The sequence below is a fragment of the Paenibacillus sp. FSL P2-0322 genome, assembly GCF_037975315.1.
In the GTDB taxonomy this organism is placed as follows: Bacteria; Bacillota; Bacilli; order Paenibacillales; family Paenibacillaceae; genus Paenibacillus; species Paenibacillus polymyxa_B.
The window spans coordinates 1,874,675-1,890,107 of sequence record NZ_CP150243.1 but is presented as its reverse complement, the minus strand read 5'-3'; the positions used below and the strand labels follow the sequence as shown (position 1 = coordinate 1,890,107).

Here is a 15,433-nt window from a genome sequence, read left to right as displayed (position 1 = left end):
TTACATTGTAGGCCTGGAATGTTAGACGAACGACGTGGTTTTGTAAAACAAATATAAAATATTGATAGATAAATTATTTTTCGGTATATAATTAATCTATAGTTTGAAATTCACATATGAACGACATATAAGGAGAGCTGCTGGATTCCATGAATATTCTAAAATTGCGTATCTTGATGCTGATCGACAAATTCCATAAGGCAACGGATGTGGCCGAAGCTTTGCAAGTCAAACAACCTACCGTCAGCTTTCATATGAAAAGCTTGGAAAAGGAAATGGGTGTTTCCCTATTCTCTCTTCAACAAGGCAGGATTATGCTAACGGAAGCTGGAAAAAAATTATTACCTTACGCAAAACAGATCATCTCTCTGGAGCAAGAAGCTAGACAAGCTGTAGATGAACTGACAGAAGAGTCACAGGGTCAATTACATCTGAGTGCAGAGTCGATATCAGGTACGTATCTCCTCCCCACTTTGATGGCTAAGTTTGCTCAACGATATCCAGATTGTCGTATTCAGTTGGAGATTCAATCCCCGGATGCCATTAAGCAGCTACTGAAACAGGGAGAAATTGATTTTGCTTTTCTCGACGATAGAGATTCTCTTTCAGAGTATACGGTGGCAGAGCCAGTGGCTTCAGATCAAGTAGGAGTTATCCGTTCTGCATCTGCACTTGCACCTGCATCCATATCAGAGGAGTTCGATGGACCCGATATGCTGGACAAGCACACATGGGTAAAATATAGCGGTTCATCAGTTGTAGATCAGTATTCCTCGCTAGTTAAGCCTCATCTGGAAATCAACTCTTGGGAAGCGGTAAAGCAAGTCGTAAGCGGCGGAGAAGCGCTTGCCTTCTTTCCTGCAAGTGGAGTCGATAATAATGAAAATGCTGTTCCCTCGGTGGAATGGCTTCCTTATCCCGAGGCTGATAACAAAAGGAGTCATTATCAAATAAACATCGTGTACCAACAAGATACACACATGAACTTGACGCAACAGGCATTCCTTGATTTCATACGACGAGAAGGACTGGAAATGAAAAGCTAGAGAGCATAAAAAAAGAGCATCCAAGTCTTATTGACTTGAATGCTCTTTTGCTTGTTGTAACGAATACATACAGCCTCGGTATTATTTCGAGACTTTAATTACGCTTGTGCTGGAACGCAGCTAATTTTGATCAGGTTCGTAGAACCGGAATCACCAAGAGGTACGCCCGCAGTAATCACAACCAAATCGCCCTCTTTAACGAGGCCAGATTTGCGACCGCCTTCCAGCGCATTGTCAAACAGACTATCTGTTGTGTCAACGACTGGTCTGCCTTGTACTGCATGTACGCCCCAGATCAGAGCCAAACGGCGAACTGTTCTTTCCTGTGTTGTAACAGCAACAATCGGAGCTTCAGGACGGTATTTAGAAATCATACGCGCCGTTGTTCCGCTTTGTGTGGACGTCAGGATCGCTTTGGCATGCAGGTCAAGTGCAGAAATAGAAACAGATTGACTGATTGCTTCTGTAATACTAATTTCTTGAGCCGTTCTTTGTTTTTTGAACAAATCACGGTAGTTCAGAGAAGACTCAGCTTTTTCTGCAATACGTGACATCGTCAATACGGATTCTACCGGATATTTACCCGCAGCTGTTTCGCCGGACAGCATAATTGCGTCTGTTCCGTCAAAAATAGCATTCGCCACGTCACTTGCTTCCGCACGAGTCGGACGCGGGTTACGTTGCATGGAATCCAGCATTTGTGTTGCCGTAATAACAGGCTTGCCAGCTACATTACATTTGTTAATCATCAATTTTTGCGCCAGAGGCACTTCTTCAGCAGGAATTTCCACACCGAGGTCACCACGAGCAACCATCAGGCCATCCGAAGCTTCCAAAATTTCATCCAGGTTGTCAACACCTTGCTGATTTTCTATTTTGGAGATGATTTGAATATGACTTGCGTTGTGTTTCGCCAGCAATTCGCGGATTTCCAGCACATCACTTGCTTTACGAACAAAAGAAGCCGCGATGAAATCAATGTCCTGCTCAATACCGAAAATGATATCATTAGCATCTTTTTCCGTAATACCAGGCAAAGAAATAGCGACGCCTGGAACGTTAACGCCCTTCTTGCTCTTGATCGTTCCGCCATTAACAATGCGGCATTTGATTTCAGTGCCTGATACTTCAATAACGGTGAGTCCGATCAGACCATCGTCGATCAGAATGGTGGAGCCGGGCTCCACGTCCGAGGGAAGATCTTTGTACGTAATAGAAATACGATCTTGCGTACCGAGAATTTCTTCCGTTGTCAGCGTAATGAACTCGTCCTGAACAAGCTCAATAGGTTCAACTTCGAGCTTTCCTGTCCGGATTTCCGGCCCCTTCGTATCGAGCAAAATAGCAACGTTCTTGTTAAGCTCCTTACAAGCTTGACGGATGTTTTTAATCCGGTTGCCATGCTCCTCGAAATCACCGTGAGAGAAATTCAGGCGGGCTACGTTCATACCAGCCAAAATCAGTTTCTTCACATTTTCCAATGACTCACTGGAAGGACCGATGGTACATACAATCTTAGTTTTGCGCATTTGGGTTTTTCCTCCGTTTTCAAAGGTGCTACTCTTTATATCTTTTTCCAACAATTAAATCTACTACACTTTTTCCTATTTGTATAGGAAGTTCGTCATATTTATTGTTACCCGTTTACAGCGTATTACAACATAGGCTCAGATTCCGAAGACTTCAAGAAGGTGTATTGACCTATTTTTCGGAATTTTTGATACCGATCTTCCCTCAATTCATCGCAGCTCATATTCGTAAGGTCTGCCAAATGACGTTCCAATAGCTCCTTGATTGCGGCAGCGGTCACTTCATAGTTACGATGCGCGCCTCCTTTCGGCTCCGGCACAATATCCTCGATAATTTCCATGCGCAGGAGGTCATTAGCCGTAATCTTCATGGCTTCAGCTGCCTGATCGGCCTTGGAAGCATCTTTCCATAGAATCGAGGCAGCACCGTTTGGAGAAATGGCCGAATAAATGGCATGTTCCAGCATCAGCACACGGTTACCGACTGCAAACGCAAGCGCACCGCCGCTTCCACCCTCGCCGATGACCACACAAATAACAGGCACCGAAAGCTTTGCCATCTCCCGCAAGTTGCGGGCAATCGCTTCCGATTGACCTCTCTCCTCTGCTGTATTACCCGGATAAGCGCCCTTCGTATCAATGAATGTAATAATTGGGCGTTTGAATTTATCAGCCTGCTGCATCAGACGCAAGCCTTTACGAAATCCTTCCGGATGAGCACTACCAAAGAAACGTGCAATGTTATCTTTCGTATCCTTACCACGCTGTTGACCAATGACGGTCACCGGAATACCATTTAGCTTGGCAATTCCGCCCACAACCGCCAGATCGTCTCCAAACAAGCGGTCGCCGTGTAATTCAATAAAGTCCGTAAACACCTGCTCAATCAGATCAAGAGACGTTGGTCTTTGATGATGACGGGCCAAATGCATTTTTTGTGGTGCTGTAATGTTCGAATATATTTCTTCTTCCATCTCGAGATAACGGTCCTCGAGACGGTTGATTTCATCTGTAAAATCAATTTGCTTATCCTGTCCGAATTGCTTGAGTTCTTCGATCTTCTGTCGCATCTCGACCAGGGGCTTTTCATAAGGCAATTCACCAGCCATCTATTCCACCCCTTTCACACTGTGCAGATCAAGCAGTTGCCCGAGGGTATCACGCAGTTCCTTGCGGTGTACAACCATATCCAATTGTCCGTGCTGCAAATTAAATTCGGATGTTTGAAAATCATCCGGCAACTTCTGTCTGATTGTCTGTTCAATTACAATACGCCCTGCAAAGCCGAATACAGCTCCTGGCTCCGCAATATTAATATCTCCAAGCGTAGCAAAGCTGGCGGATACTCCGCCTGTAGTCGGGTCGGTGATAACAGAAATATAGAGCAAGCCCTGCTCATCCAGACGAGCAAGAGCAGCACTTGTTTTGGCCATCTGCATCAAGCTTAAAATACTTTCCTGCATACGTGCCCCGCCAGAAGTTGAGAAAATAATTAGCGGCAGACGCTTGTCTATTGCTTGCTCAATGGCGCGGGTAATTTTCTCTCCTACGACCGAACCCATACTGCCGGTAAAAAAGTCAAAGCTCATCACAGCAACGACAACAGGATGTCCATAAATAAGGCCGTCGCCTGTAACGACAGCCTCTCGCAAGCCAGATTTCAGGGTCTGTTGCTCCAGCTTGCTCGCATATCCCGGAAAGTCCAGCGGGTCAACCGAAATCATATCTGCATCATATTCCGTAAATGTGTCTTCGTCGAGCACCATGCGAATGCGATCCATTGCATTCAAACGCATATGGTATCCGCACACCGGACACACTTTCAAATTTTTCTCTAGTTCTTTGCTGTATTGAATACTTCCGCACTTGCCACATTTGGTCATAAGACCTTCGGGAATTTCCCGTTTGGGACGATCCGGCATGTCCGCTTGATCGCCGCTCAGCGCCCGTTCCGAAGGGATGGTCGCGTATTTACGCTTCTTTTGGAATAAATCTTTAAACACAACTACACCTCTCCAGCCGTTTATTTGTCAGCCGTAACCGATACAAGGTCCTCTGCCGTCTATGCGGCACCTCTAAGCATTATGTTCATACACACGTCAACGCCTGTTACTAAAACATTACCGCCGATCGTGCATCCTTTGTTCCACTCATGCTGCTGTATCACTTCCGCCGTTCCGGACTCAAGGGCGCAAAATCGAATTAAGCACTTCCTGTATTTCTTCGACTTCACCCGAAGGCACAAGTATCTCAAACTGTTGCTTGGATGCGCTGATGGCCCGGGCCTGCACCATAAAACCTTCTTCAGACAGTTTGAGCTTAATCATGTCAGCCAGTCTGGCCGTCGGTGCAATATAAATCACCGTCCACATGCCTTGTTTCTACCCCCTAAGCCTCAAGTTTTGAGCCCATATAATAGACTCATGATAACATACCTTACTTTTTTCCCGCAACAAAAGCCCTCCTGATCATTCAAGTTCCGTCGGAGGGCCTAGAAAATCATCAACTCTGTCCACACAGGTCAATTAAGCATCCAATGATGCAGGATAATGCTTAGCATGGAGGCTCCGATGTGCAATGCGCGAAGAAGCAGCGGCAGCCAGTCCGGCGACAAGATCGTCTAAAAACACATGAATACCACTGCCTTTTTGGTTCAGCTGTTCAATAATCCCCGTCTTTTCCTTATCCAGATAACCAAAACTGGTTAAGCCGATCATACCGTACACACTCGTAATTCCAAGAGCCAGTGTCTCGTCCACTCCGTACAGCGGTTCGTCAGCCTCCATAATGGCTTGCAATGGCTGGGGGAGAAGTTTTTTTTCGGCCAGTTCATCAAGCGCAATACCTGTGAGCAACGTATATTGAACCTCGCGCTTTTGCAAAACCGCTTTGACACTGTCTATACATTCTTCCATCGTCAAATGAGGATAATATTTTAGCTGAAGCTGAAAAACAATGTCCGCAATGGACTCGATCCGAATGCCTCTGCGATTTAACAAAGTTTCTGCATATTCATAGGACATAATTTCCCTCCCGCTTTCACCGTGCAGTTCTATTCTTTCACCGTACGGGACCTTATGGTGCAGGGTACGTGTTGAATCTCCTGTTCCGCCAGTTTTCCAAGTGTATGCTGGAGGGAAGGAAAATGTTCATTAAACCGTTACAATAAGGGCGCTTTGCTGTGTGCCTATCATTTGACTTTCACCGTGCCTTCACCCAACATCGACTCCATTTGATCAAAAAGCTGAGGAGAAGGCTTAATGTTGTAAGCATCGCTCAACGCAAGCAGACGCTGGTTGCTCTCATAAAAAAGCACGGTAGGCATAGCACCGGGATGCTCCTGTAGCAGTGCCTTGAGACTGACCAGCAAGCTGGCGTCCTCCTCGGCCTGGCGGGTGATTTTGACAAACACCCGCTGACGAGTGGTCGACTCCACGCTGCGCGGGCCCGGCACCTGCTCACCGCGAGCCGCTTCGGCTCCGCGCGGTGAAGTAGCCGTCACAGGACGGGCCGCCTTCGGTTGAGGCGAAGCAGATGCAGTGGCTGTCGAAGGCGGAGACGACATACGCGACGCTCTCCCACCCGCGACGCCAGCAGCAGGGCCAGCAGCTGGTACGGATGCTCCAGCTGTGGCGGACGAGCGCGTACTGGCACGTCGGCGCTGGAGGAGCCGTGCCAGCGAGTCTTCCGCCAGCGGGGCGGTCTCATCCGCAAGGAGCTTGAAGTGCTCGTCCTGCTGCTGCATCTTGGCTCGAAGCGTAAGCAAAGCTCCCTTTTCAATCCACTGCTGGCTTCGCTTCCATACCTCAGGAAACAGCACAACCTCACAGCGCTCAATCTGATCCTCCAGCTCAATAAAGGCCATAGCCTTACCCTGCTTGGTCGTAATCGTTTTGAGTGACACTACCATGCCTGCAGTCACAACAACCGTTTCATCGGGGACATCGCCCAGCTCCATCAAACGATCCGCCTCGCTGCTTTCTAACAGCGACTCAAAATCATCCAACGGATGCCCCGATAAATACAGTCCCAGCAGTTCACGTTCCAGCTCTAATTGCTGGCTGGCACTAAATTGGGGTACATTGGGATATTCGATATCCCAATTGGGCATTTCCACAAAACCAAACATATCAATTTGCAAGTCATCCCGTTCCTTGCGCCATTTGACGGCTGCATCCACCGTTTCATCCAGCATGGCAAGCAACTGTGCCCGATGACCCGTCAACGAATCAAAGGCCCCTGCCTGAATAAGCGATTCAATTACTCTCTTATTACATACCCGCAAATCGACACGTCGACAAAAATCGAGCAGGCTGTCGAAAGGCCGTTCCTTGCGAACAGCGAGAATGCTCTCCATCGCCTGTGTGCCGACATTTTTAATCGCAGCCAAGCCGAAGCGGATGCCTCCCTGCTGTAACGGAGTAAACAGCACCCCGCTCTCATTCACATCAGGTGGCAACACTGCGATATCCATACGACGGCATTCGACAACATATTCAGCCACTTTTCGATGACTTCCCATCACCGCTGTCAGCATTGAAGCCATAAATTGTACCGGATAATGGGCCTTTAAATAAGCCGTCTGAAATGCTAGCACACCATAAGCAGCTGCATGGGCACGCGGGAAGCCGTAGTCAGCAAAACGGACAATCATATCGTAAACCCTTCCGGCCTCCTCCTCCGTATATCCCTGCTTGATACTGCCTTCGACAAAATGCCCGCGCTCCAGATCCAGCACTTCGCGCTTTTTCTTGGACACAGCTCGGCGCAACAGATCGGCTTCTCCCAGGGAAAAACCCGCCATGCGTGAAGCAATCTGCATGATTTGCTCCTGATACACAATAATACCGTACGTGTCCTTTAAGATCGGTTCCAGGTCAGGATGCGGATAAGAAATCTCAATCTGACCATGCTTGGCCTGTATAAAGTTAGGAATAAAGCCCATCGGGCCCGGACGATACAAAGCCAGGACAGAAATGATATCCTCGAATACACTCGGCTTCAAATCCTTGAGTACCCGGCGTACACCGGCCGACTCCAGCTGGAATACGCCTCCTGTATCTCCTTTGCCCAGCAAGTCATAGGTATGTGGATCATTATCGGGAATACGGCTAAAATCAGGCGTTTCTCCATGGTCTTCCGCAATCCAGTGTATGCACCGTTCAATAATGGAGAGTGTACGCAGCCCAAGGAAATCCATTTTAAGCAAACCAATGCGCTCTAGATTTTCCATCGAGTACTGCGTCAAAGGTACCCCTTCACTCCCCTCTTGAAGCGGAACCGCATCGGTCAATGGAGTCCGCGAAATGACAACACCTGCTGCATGTGTCGAAGCATGACGAGGCATTCCTTCAACCTTGATCGCCATATCCAGCAGTTCACGTGTCTTGGGCTTCGTTTCATATAGCGTTTTCAGCTCCGGGGTAATTTCCAACGCATGACGGATATTAATGCCTAGCTGCGCCGGAATCAGCTTGGCTGCCTTGTCCACCTCGCCATATGGCACGTTCAATACACGACCGACGTCACGGACAGCGGCTCTTGCCGCCAGCGTTCCAAAGGTAATAATTTGCGCTACATGCTCATTTCCGTACTTTTGTACTACATAGTCGATAACCTCGTCACGCCGTTCATCACTAAAATCAATATCTATATCCGGCATACTAATTCGTTCGGGATTCAGAAACCGTTCAAAGAGCAGGTTGTATTTCATCGGATCGACATTCGTGATGTTAAGCACATAGGCAACCAAACTGCCTGCTGAGGAACCACGCCCCGGTCCCGTTGCTATCTTATGCTTATGAGCGAAGGCAATAAAATCCCATACAATCAGGAAATAATCGCTGAAACCCATACTGTCAATGGTATTTAACTCATAGTTTAGCCGTTGGTTCAGCCTTTCCCGTTCTTCCGGCTGCTCCCATCCGGGATCGCTTCCATAGCGATGCTCCAGCCCTTGCACGCACAAATTGCGTAAATAGGAAGAAGAGGTCATTCCTTCCGGCAGCGGACGATATTCAGGCAAAATGGATTGACCGAATTCCAGCTCCAGTTCGCATTTTTCAGCAATACGCACCGTGTTGGCGATGGCTTCTGCCACATGCGGGAATAAACGAGCCATATCCTCCTGACTTTTCAGATACAACTGACGTGTTGGTATACGCAAGCGCTCCTCATCGTCAACTGTCTTCCCTGTCCCGATACAGATCAGAACGTCCTGCACGTCTGCATCTGGCTCAGTCAAGTAATGCACGTCATTCGTCGCCACCAGTGGAATATCCAGTTCCTTCGCCAGTGCGATCAAGAGAGGATTTACGCGTTTTTGCTCCGATAGACCATGATCCTGGAGTTCCAGATAAAAATCATCGCCAAAAATGTTACGATATCGCTCCGCTGCTCGTCGTGCTTCAGCTTCCCGACCATGCAGTAAATGCTGCGGCACTTCACCGCCCAAACAAGCGCTCAGGCATATGATGCCTTCATGATGGGCAGCCAAAGCCTCCATGTCGATGCGCGGCTTGTAGTGAAAGCCCTCCAAATGGCCGATGGAGCACAGCTTCATCAGATTTTGATAGCCTGTTTTATTTTTGGCGAGCAAAATTAAATGATATATGGGCTGATCCTTCCGGCTGCCACGCTCCTTGCGCGATCCTGCCGTCATATAGGCCTCACACCCGATAATCGGCTTAATGCCGTTCTCTACACACGCTCTATAAAAAGGAATGGCACCGTACATGACCCCGTGATCTGTAAGGGCCAGCGCCTTCATTCCGTAAGCTGATGCCTGTTTGACCAACTCCGCGGTACGAGCCGCGCCGTCCAGCAGGCTGTACTCGCTATGAACATGCAAATGCACAAATGAACTCATGCGCTTCTCTTCCTTTCACCGCTTGATTTTCTTCAAACTATTTTATCATATCCGCGTTAGTAGCGCCCATAGAATAAAAAGTACAGACCTCGGCGGACAAGCGCCGTCCTGATTCGTATACCTAAGGAGGAAAAGAGCATGAGCACTTTTATATCCAAAGCGATTCTCGACTTCTTCATTGCCTTCGGCATCGTGCTCGGGGGAGCCATGCTCGGCGGAATGGGAGCTGTGGTATCGCTTCAGCCGCCTACCCAGACCATGCTGGAGGTTGCTGGAAGAATTAAAATATGGGCGCTTGCCGCCGCTGTGGGGGGGACGATGGACCCGATCCGGGTTATTGAAAGCAATATGTTAGATGGTAATTTGTCACCTGCCATTAAGCAGATATTGTATTTGATTTTCGCCTTTTTAGGCGCTCATATGGGTGCAGAGCTGGTCAAGTGGGTATGCGGCAACGGACGGCCGTGAGGTGAAACGACTATGAGAGTCCCCCCTTTTGAGCGCCTGCGCCCTTTTATGCAATTATCCTCCGTCTTTGTACTCGGTATGATTACGGGAGGAATGATCTACAATGCCATCTGGCATGCCAGCTTCAATCAGCTATGGACGAACAACCAGGATCTTCAATTCCAGCTCCAGCAAGCCGAGGAGGACAACAAAACATTGCGCAAATACAGCAAGCGCCAAACCGTTGTCAAAGAGATCAAGCTGATTCCGGAGGAAGCTTCGGCCGAAAAAATTGATTCTATTAACCTAAAGGAACTTCTGCGCCGTGTCAGTCGTGATCTGGAGGTGCTGCGTGGCAGAGATATGTTTGAGATTGACTCTGACAGCAAGCTGGTACGTATGTTGCTGCACCAAAAAAAATACACCGTTCGTGACAAGGAGTATACGATCCAGGTCAAAACGATGCTTGTAATGGAAGGTGTGCTGCAAATTTGGCTGGAAGCAAAAGAAAGATTGCCTGAAAGCCACTAAGTCGATCTATTCGCCTTCACACCTTGTTCCAATCCATTGGTAGACTAACCATGTTCAATGGATTGAAGCGTCATCACTGCTTTGCATACCAAATGATTTTCCCGTGAAATTGCAATTTCTAGCTTGCAGGTACGGCGACTCATCTCAAGCAACAACGGACGAAGAACGACAGCATCCTCTATCTGTACGGGTCTAATAAAATAAGTCGTTAAATTGTCCAGCACATAATCCTTGCCGGTCATGTCTCTAGCTGCCCGGTAGCCCGCTTGTGTCATCACGTTGACCAGTACGCCTTCCGAGATCGTACCTAAATTGGTCGCCATTTGCGGAATGATAAAACCGCGGAAAAATAACGATCCATCCTCATTACGCTCTTCAGCAAACCCGTTCCAGATCAACTGGTCGAACGTCTCGCCAAGTTGTGGCTGCTTTTGGGCGTTACGCAGCGCCTCCAGCACCTCACGCCGTGTAACGGACCCGAGCAGCTTGCGGTTGCGGTCCACGACCGGCAAGTAATCCACACCTTCCCACGCCATCATTTGCGCGGCTGAAGCCAGCGAGGTCTGGTAAGTGACCGTTATCGGATTGCGGATCAGACATTTATCCATCGTATGCTCAGGTTGAAGCCCCTCCACATCTTTGCGGCTGACGATACCAATTAAACGATTCCATTCATCCACTATTGCAAAATGATGATGTCCAGTCGTCACCGAAAGTTCTTCAAACTCGGTAAGCGTGCTGTTGATTTTCAAGGTCAACGTTTTCGGTTTGCCTGCCGCAATGTCTTCAATCAGCATAATTTTCTTTTTGATCAAGCGGTCAAATATGGCTCTATTAATCATAGATGCCACTGTAAAAGTATCATGGCGTGAGGAAATAATCGGCAGACTGATCTTGTCTGCGAGCTGCTTAACCTCTCGGCTCGTACCGAATCCCCCTGTAATCAGCACACCTGCCCCCTGCTCCAATGCAAGTGAATGCGCATCCTCACGGTTACCAACGATCAGCAAACTGCCAGCGTCAATATAACGGGCCATAGCTTCCTCGCGCATCGCCCCAATAACATACTTGTGCAAGGGCTTCTCCAGCCCCTCACTTCCGCCCAGCACATGTCCCTCTACAATATTCACGACATCTGCAAAGGTCAGCTGCTCGGACAAGCCGCGCGGACGCTTCTCTACTCGTACTGTTCCGATCCGTTCCTTGGTAATGACAATTCCCAGGTTCTCGGCTTCCTTCACGGCCCGATAGGCCGTTCCTTCGCTGACGCTCATTTCTTTAGCCAACCTGCGCACAGAAATTTTGGAGCCTATTTTCAACTGCTCGATATGTCGCAATAGCTGCTCATGCTTCGTAACTGTTTCATCTAGCCCGTCCAACTCTGTTACACCCCCAACGTTCAATCTGTATCATTCTGTATCTATTATAGCACAAAATACCTTTATTTTAGACCTTTGTTCATTTTGAGTTTTCTGCTTCGGAAATAGCAAAAAAGCGATCCCCTCTATTACAAGGACCGCTTCTTACTATGATTGATTTGTATCTGGGGGCAATCCCAGGACAAGCTAAAAAAAACTCACTGCATGCTACCTTTGTCAGCTTTTTTATCCCATTTCATCTGCCACTGCTGCATTTTGGCCCGCCGCACACGCTCCAGCGTTTTGCGCTTTTCCTCATCCACACCCAGCAAAAAATGCATGTTCGCCCCGATGACTAGCAGCGCAAAAAGTACCCATACTATCCCAAAGCCGTTGACCCAGTTCAAACCGCCTGCAAGCGAGATGCGTGGTAACGCAACCAAGACCATAGCCAGCGCAATCAGTGTGTACGAACCGTGTTTCCATTTTTTAAAAGAACCCAATCGTATCCCTTCCTCTCCCTGTGACTCTATGTATCTAGTCTATGAGAGGACAGGAAGGAATATGAGACAAACTTACAGAGATGAACCGTACAAATCTTGAAGACTGTCTGCAATAATTTTGTTAACATCCTCAATAATCACGCTCAAGCGGCGTTCAGCGTCGAACAGGCGTCGGATGTTGAGGTTCAAGCTAAGTACCTCAAACAGCTTCTCCATCTTTTCCATCTCTTCCTGTGCTGGCATATCGCCGCTCATCATCCGTTGCTGTACTTCCATTTGGCGTTCACGGAAATCGTCGAGCATTTTCTTGGCTTCTGGATCGGTTTCGATCAGCTTCATCGCTGACGTAATTTCCTCTACCTCTTTGCTTTCCTTCAATGCTTTCGCTAAATCATGGGCTTTGTCATAGATGTTCATGATTGTTTATTCCTCCAATACAAGTTTAGTGTCAACATTTCACATTGTCCGTCAATCACCAAGGGATATATGTCCTCATATGATGAATCAGTGCTATTACAGCCCATTCACGTTTCCCGTTACTTTCAAGACATCAAGTTGCTGCCCGGAAGGAGATCCACGATGTCCATCAAAAAAACAACGATTCAAATCATCGGATCGGGCATCTTGCAGGATGACGTACTCATGGTCGGCGAGTCCCTGCTTCGCAAATGGAAAATATCCGCTGGCCACCCCGTTCAGCTCGCCTTCGGTTCGTTCCGCCAAGAGGTTACCGTCATATCGGTGCCCCGCTACAGCGGCCTACGTGTGGGAAGCGTGCTAGCCCGAAAAATGGGGCTTCATGCCAATTGTGATCTGCGAGTAACCTACAGCCGAGGTCGCCGGACACTTCGAGTGGGCCCACTTATTAGCGTGCTGGTCAGTCGGGACTATCCCGAACAGCCCGACAAGCCTTTCGGGTCGATCACCCTGTTCTGCCGTGAACTAGTCGGGGAATGCCGCAGACAAGGAGCATATGTGTATTTTTTCACCCCGGAGCATATCGGAAGTCAGCCCGGGCGAGTTCAGGGATGGGTGTATGACGGAGGCTGGAAAAAGACGGTCATGCCCGCAGGCGATGTCGTCAATAATCGTCTTACCTCCCGTAAACTCGAGAACAGAACTAGCGTACAGCATTTCATGAAAGAAGTAAAATCGCAGTACGGCACGACCATTTTTAACGAAAAGTTTCTGGATAAGAATGAAGTATTTGATGCGCTTAAATCAAATTCTTCCCTGCGCAAGTATTTACCCGAGTCCCACTTGCTGCAAACCTTTGCTGTTTTCAAAAAAATGTGCAACCAGTATCCCGCTGTTTTTCTCAAGCCAGTGCGCGGAAGCTTAGGTAAAGGCATAATGCGCATTAACAAGCAAACCGATGGCACCTTTTCGGTGTTATCCACAACAGCGGGCACGCCCCGCAAGCAAACGTATGCCAACGTAGATAAGCTGTACAAAAGCTTAGCGGGAAAAATGAAAACAACACGCTTTCAACTCCAACAGGGACTTACCTTGATTGATCACGGTAAGCGTCCGGTCGACTTTCGTGCGCTTGTACAGAAAAATTCGTCCGGAACCTGGACCGTAACATCCATTGTCGCCCGGATCGCTGGAGGAAGCCACTTTGTGTCCAATCTGGCAAGAGGCGGCACGCTGAGCACAGTCAAGGAAGCACTTGCCAAAACCACGCTGCCCGCAACCGTTAAATCGAATGGGCATACCTCTCTGAAAACAGCAGCACTGGATATCGCAAGCGGAGTGGAAAAAGAAATTCCCGCCCATTTCGCGGAATTTGGTATTGATCTGGCAATAGATAGCACAGGGCGCATCTGGTTGCTGGAGGTCAATTCGAAGCCATCAAAGAATGACAACACGCCGTTAAATGATCAGAAAACTCGCCCGTCCGTAAAAAAAATGATTGAATACTGCTGTTATTCAGCCGGCTTCAAATGAATTCATCTCTTCCAGAGTCTGGCTGCCAAAGGAGCTGTTGTCGGTGTCTCTTGTTGTGCCAGGTACGCTGGGCGTGCTTGTTAGCCGGAATCAGGCCGTCACTCCCCCTATTACCGAAGCCGATTTTTGCCGCAGGCTAAGTCTGTTGGGCAGGCGCTCTGGTCTTAGCGTAATGGCGTTTACCGCCGAAGGAGTCTCACCTGAAGATCACTCCATACGAGGTTATGTTTATCGTAACGGAGTATGGACATCCGGCCGCTTTCCGTTGCCGGACATTGTGTATAACCGCTGTCTCCATGTCCACGAGAGCCAGAATGTCAGGCGCACACTGGAAGACATGGCGGAGCAAAAATCGCGCAAGCTCATCTACTGGTCGCGTAACTTACCTGGCAAATGGCAGGTGTATCGCGCTTTGCATGCGGTAGATAAAGTGCGTCCCTTTGTGCCGCCTACGGCGCCTTACCGGGACACGACTCAGCTTGTGGAATGGCTACGACGCCATTCGGAGCTGTTTATGAAGCCACAGACCGGAACACATGGCAAGAGCACACTGTATCTCCGGCTGGCAGAAGGAGGTCAGGGACTACTTGTACAGGGTAGAGACTCCCGTAACCGCCCGTTCCGGCGCTCGTTTTCCGAATTGGATGCAGGATTGTCATGGATCCACGGAATTGCACACAAACGCGCTTATATCGTGCAGCCTTATTTGAAATTAACAAGCCAAAGCAATCATCCCTTTGATGTTCGCGCACTCATGCAAAAGGATGGAAACGGCTATTGGTGCCTGACGGGCTTTGCCGTAAGAGAAGGCAGAAAAGGAACCCTGACTTCTAATCTGCACGGTGGAGGCGAAGCCCATCCTGCTGAGCCTTACCTTCGTGAACAATTTGGCGCGGACACCACGCGTCTCATCATCAGGCAGATGATGACGCTGTCCTTGACCATTACCAGGGCGCTGGAGGAACGTTATGGCCGCCTTGGCGAGTTGGGAATTGATTACGGTATTGACCGGATCGGGAACATCTGGCTATTGGAGGTTAATTCCCGACCTGGGCGGGCCTCCTTTTTTCAGACCCGTCAGCCAGAGTGCGCTTTCCAGTCGGTCAACCGCCCGCTCGAATATGCTCGATATTTAATGACCCATTCCAAAGCGACAGGGCCAAAGGGCGCGGACGCCTCCCTTGAACATACGGTATAGGAG

The 15,433-nt window shown here is 48.6% G+C and carries 14 protein-coding genes; 5 read left to right on the top strand and 9 right to left on the bottom strand.

All coding sequences use genetic code 11. The annotated features are described in order from the left end of the window. Nucleotides 1-149: 149 nt before the first annotated feature. Nucleotides 150-1,046, top strand: a complete 897-nt coding sequence (locus tag MKY24_RS08360) for a LysR family transcriptional regulator (RefSeq protein ID WP_160789319.1) — start codon at nt 150-152, stop codon at nt 1,044-1,046. 98 nt (nt 1,047-1,144) lie between these two features. Here the strand turns inward: MKY24_RS08360 and pyk are convergent, their stop codons facing one another. From pyk to MKY24_RS08330, 6 genes are all read right to left on the bottom strand, one after another. Next, entirely contained in the window at nt 1,145-2,575 is a 1,431-nt protein-coding gene (gene pyk / locus MKY24_RS08355; protein ID WP_023987907.1) for a pyruvate kinase, read from the bottom strand. Nucleotides 2,576-2,700: 125 nt separating this feature from the next. Continuing rightward, nucleotides 2,701-3,684 (bottom strand): acetyl-CoA carboxylase carboxyltransferase subunit alpha, encoded by a 984-nt coding sequence (locus MKY24_RS08350; RefSeq protein WP_023987906.1) that lies wholly within the window; start codon nt 3,682-3,684, stop codon nt 2,701-2,703. After that, nucleotides 3,685-4,578, bottom strand: a complete 894-nt coding sequence (accD, locus tag MKY24_RS08345; RefSeq protein WP_013309586.1) for an acetyl-CoA carboxylase, carboxyltransferase subunit beta — start codon at nt 4,576-4,578, stop codon at nt 3,685-3,687. It abuts the gene before it with no gap. 180 nt (nt 4,579-4,758) lie between these two features. Next, nucleotides 4,759-4,947: a hypothetical protein gene (locus MKY24_RS08340; protein ID WP_013309585.1), complete on the bottom strand. Its 189-nt coding sequence runs from the start codon at nt 4,945-4,947 to the stop codon at nt 4,759-4,761. Between the two features lie 153 nt (nt 4,948-5,100). Further along, nucleotides 5,101-5,598: a phosphatidylglycerophosphatase A gene (locus MKY24_RS08335; protein ID WP_023987905.1), complete on the bottom strand. Its 498-nt coding sequence runs from the start codon at nt 5,596-5,598 to the stop codon at nt 5,101-5,103. Nucleotides 5,599-5,765: 167 nt separating this feature from the next. After that, entirely contained in the window at nt 5,766-9,443 is a 3,678-nt protein-coding gene (locus MKY24_RS08330) for a DNA polymerase III subunit alpha (RefSeq protein WP_279831383.1), read from the bottom strand. Nucleotides 9,444-9,581: 138 nt separating this feature from the next. On the opposite strand from MKY24_RS08330, the gene MKY24_RS08325 reads away from it, so the two are divergent. Both MKY24_RS08325 and MKY24_RS08320 read left to right on the top strand, forming a co-directional pair. Further along, nucleotides 9,582-9,911: a YtrH family sporulation protein gene (locus MKY24_RS08325; RefSeq protein WP_013309582.1), complete on the top strand. Its 330-nt coding sequence runs from the start codon at nt 9,582-9,584 to the stop codon at nt 9,909-9,911. A 12-nt stretch (nt 9,912-9,923) separates the two neighbouring features. Beyond that, on the top strand, nt 9,924-10,421 hold the full coding sequence (locus tag MKY24_RS08320) for a hypothetical protein (protein WP_023987904.1): 498 nt from the start codon (nt 9,924-9,926) through the stop codon (nt 10,419-10,421). Between the two features lie 44 nt (nt 10,422-10,465). Here MKY24_RS08320 and MKY24_RS08315 read toward each other — a convergent pair whose 3' ends face one another. From MKY24_RS08315 to MKY24_RS08305, 3 genes are all read right to left on the bottom strand, one after another. Next, entirely contained in the window at nt 10,466-11,800 is a 1,335-nt protein-coding gene (locus tag MKY24_RS08315; RefSeq protein ID WP_013309580.1) for a DRTGG domain-containing protein, read from the bottom strand. Between the two features lie 197 nt (nt 11,801-11,997). Next, nucleotides 11,998-12,282, bottom strand: a complete 285-nt coding sequence (locus tag MKY24_RS08310; RefSeq protein ID WP_023987903.1) for a hypothetical protein — start codon at nt 12,280-12,282, stop codon at nt 11,998-12,000. Nucleotides 12,283-12,354: 72 nt separating this feature from the next. Beyond that, complete coding sequence (locus MKY24_RS08305; protein ID WP_013309578.1) at nt 12,355-12,699, bottom strand: YlbF family regulator; 345 nt, start codon at nt 12,697-12,699, stop codon at nt 12,355-12,357. 162 nt (nt 12,700-12,861) lie between these two features. Here MKY24_RS08305 and MKY24_RS08300 point away from each other — a divergent pair, with 162 nt between their 5' ends. Together MKY24_RS08300 and MKY24_RS08295 are read left to right on the top strand one after the other, a co-directional pair. Next, nucleotides 12,862-14,232, top strand: a complete 1,371-nt coding sequence (locus MKY24_RS08300) for a YheC/YheD family protein (RefSeq protein WP_023987902.1) — start codon at nt 12,862-12,864, stop codon at nt 14,230-14,232. A 43-nt stretch (nt 14,233-14,275) separates the two neighbouring features. Beyond that, on the top strand, nt 14,276-15,430 hold the full coding sequence (locus tag MKY24_RS08295; protein ID WP_069080141.1) for a YheC/YheD family protein: 1,155 nt from the start codon (nt 14,276-14,278) through the stop codon (nt 15,428-15,430). The last annotated feature ends 3 nt before the right edge of the window (nt 15,431-15,433 follow it).

What these genes read in the sequence shown, in the direction of transcription:
- MKY24_RS08305 (WP_013309578.1), bottom strand. Translation starts at nt 12,699, where the DNA reads ATGAACATCTATGACAAAGCCCATGATTTAGCGAAAGCATTGAAGGAA.
- MKY24_RS08340 (WP_013309585.1), bottom strand. Translation starts at nt 4,947, where the DNA reads ATGTGGACGGTGATTTATATTGCACCGACGGCCAGACTGGCTGACATG.
- MKY24_RS08300 (WP_023987902.1), top strand. Translation starts at nt 12,862, where the DNA reads ATGTCCATCAAAAAAACAACGATTCAAATCATCGGATCGGGCATCTTG.
- pyk (WP_023987907.1), bottom strand. Translation starts at nt 2,575, where the DNA reads ATGCGCAAAACTAAGATTGTATGTACCATCGGTCCTTCCAGTGAGTCA.
- MKY24_RS08320 (WP_023987904.1), top strand. Translation starts at nt 9,924, where the DNA reads ATGAGAGTCCCCCCTTTTGAGCGCCTGCGCCCTTTTATGCAATTATCC.
- MKY24_RS08350 (WP_023987906.1), bottom strand. Translation starts at nt 3,684, where the DNA reads ATGGCTGGTGAATTGCCTTATGAAAAGCCCCTGGTCGAGATGCGACAG.
- MKY24_RS08360 (WP_160789319.1), top strand. Translation starts at nt 150, where the DNA reads ATGAATATTCTAAAATTGCGTATCTTGATGCTGATCGACAAATTCCAT.
- MKY24_RS08325 (WP_013309582.1), top strand. Translation starts at nt 9,582, where the DNA reads ATGAGCACTTTTATATCCAAAGCGATTCTCGACTTCTTCATTGCCTTC.
- MKY24_RS08335 (WP_023987905.1), bottom strand. Translation starts at nt 5,598, where the DNA reads ATGTCCTATGAATATGCAGAAACTTTGTTAAATCGCAGAGGCATTCGG.
- MKY24_RS08330 (WP_279831383.1), bottom strand. Translation starts at nt 9,443, where the DNA reads ATGAGTTCATTTGTGCATTTGCATGTTCATAGCGAGTACAGCCTGCTG.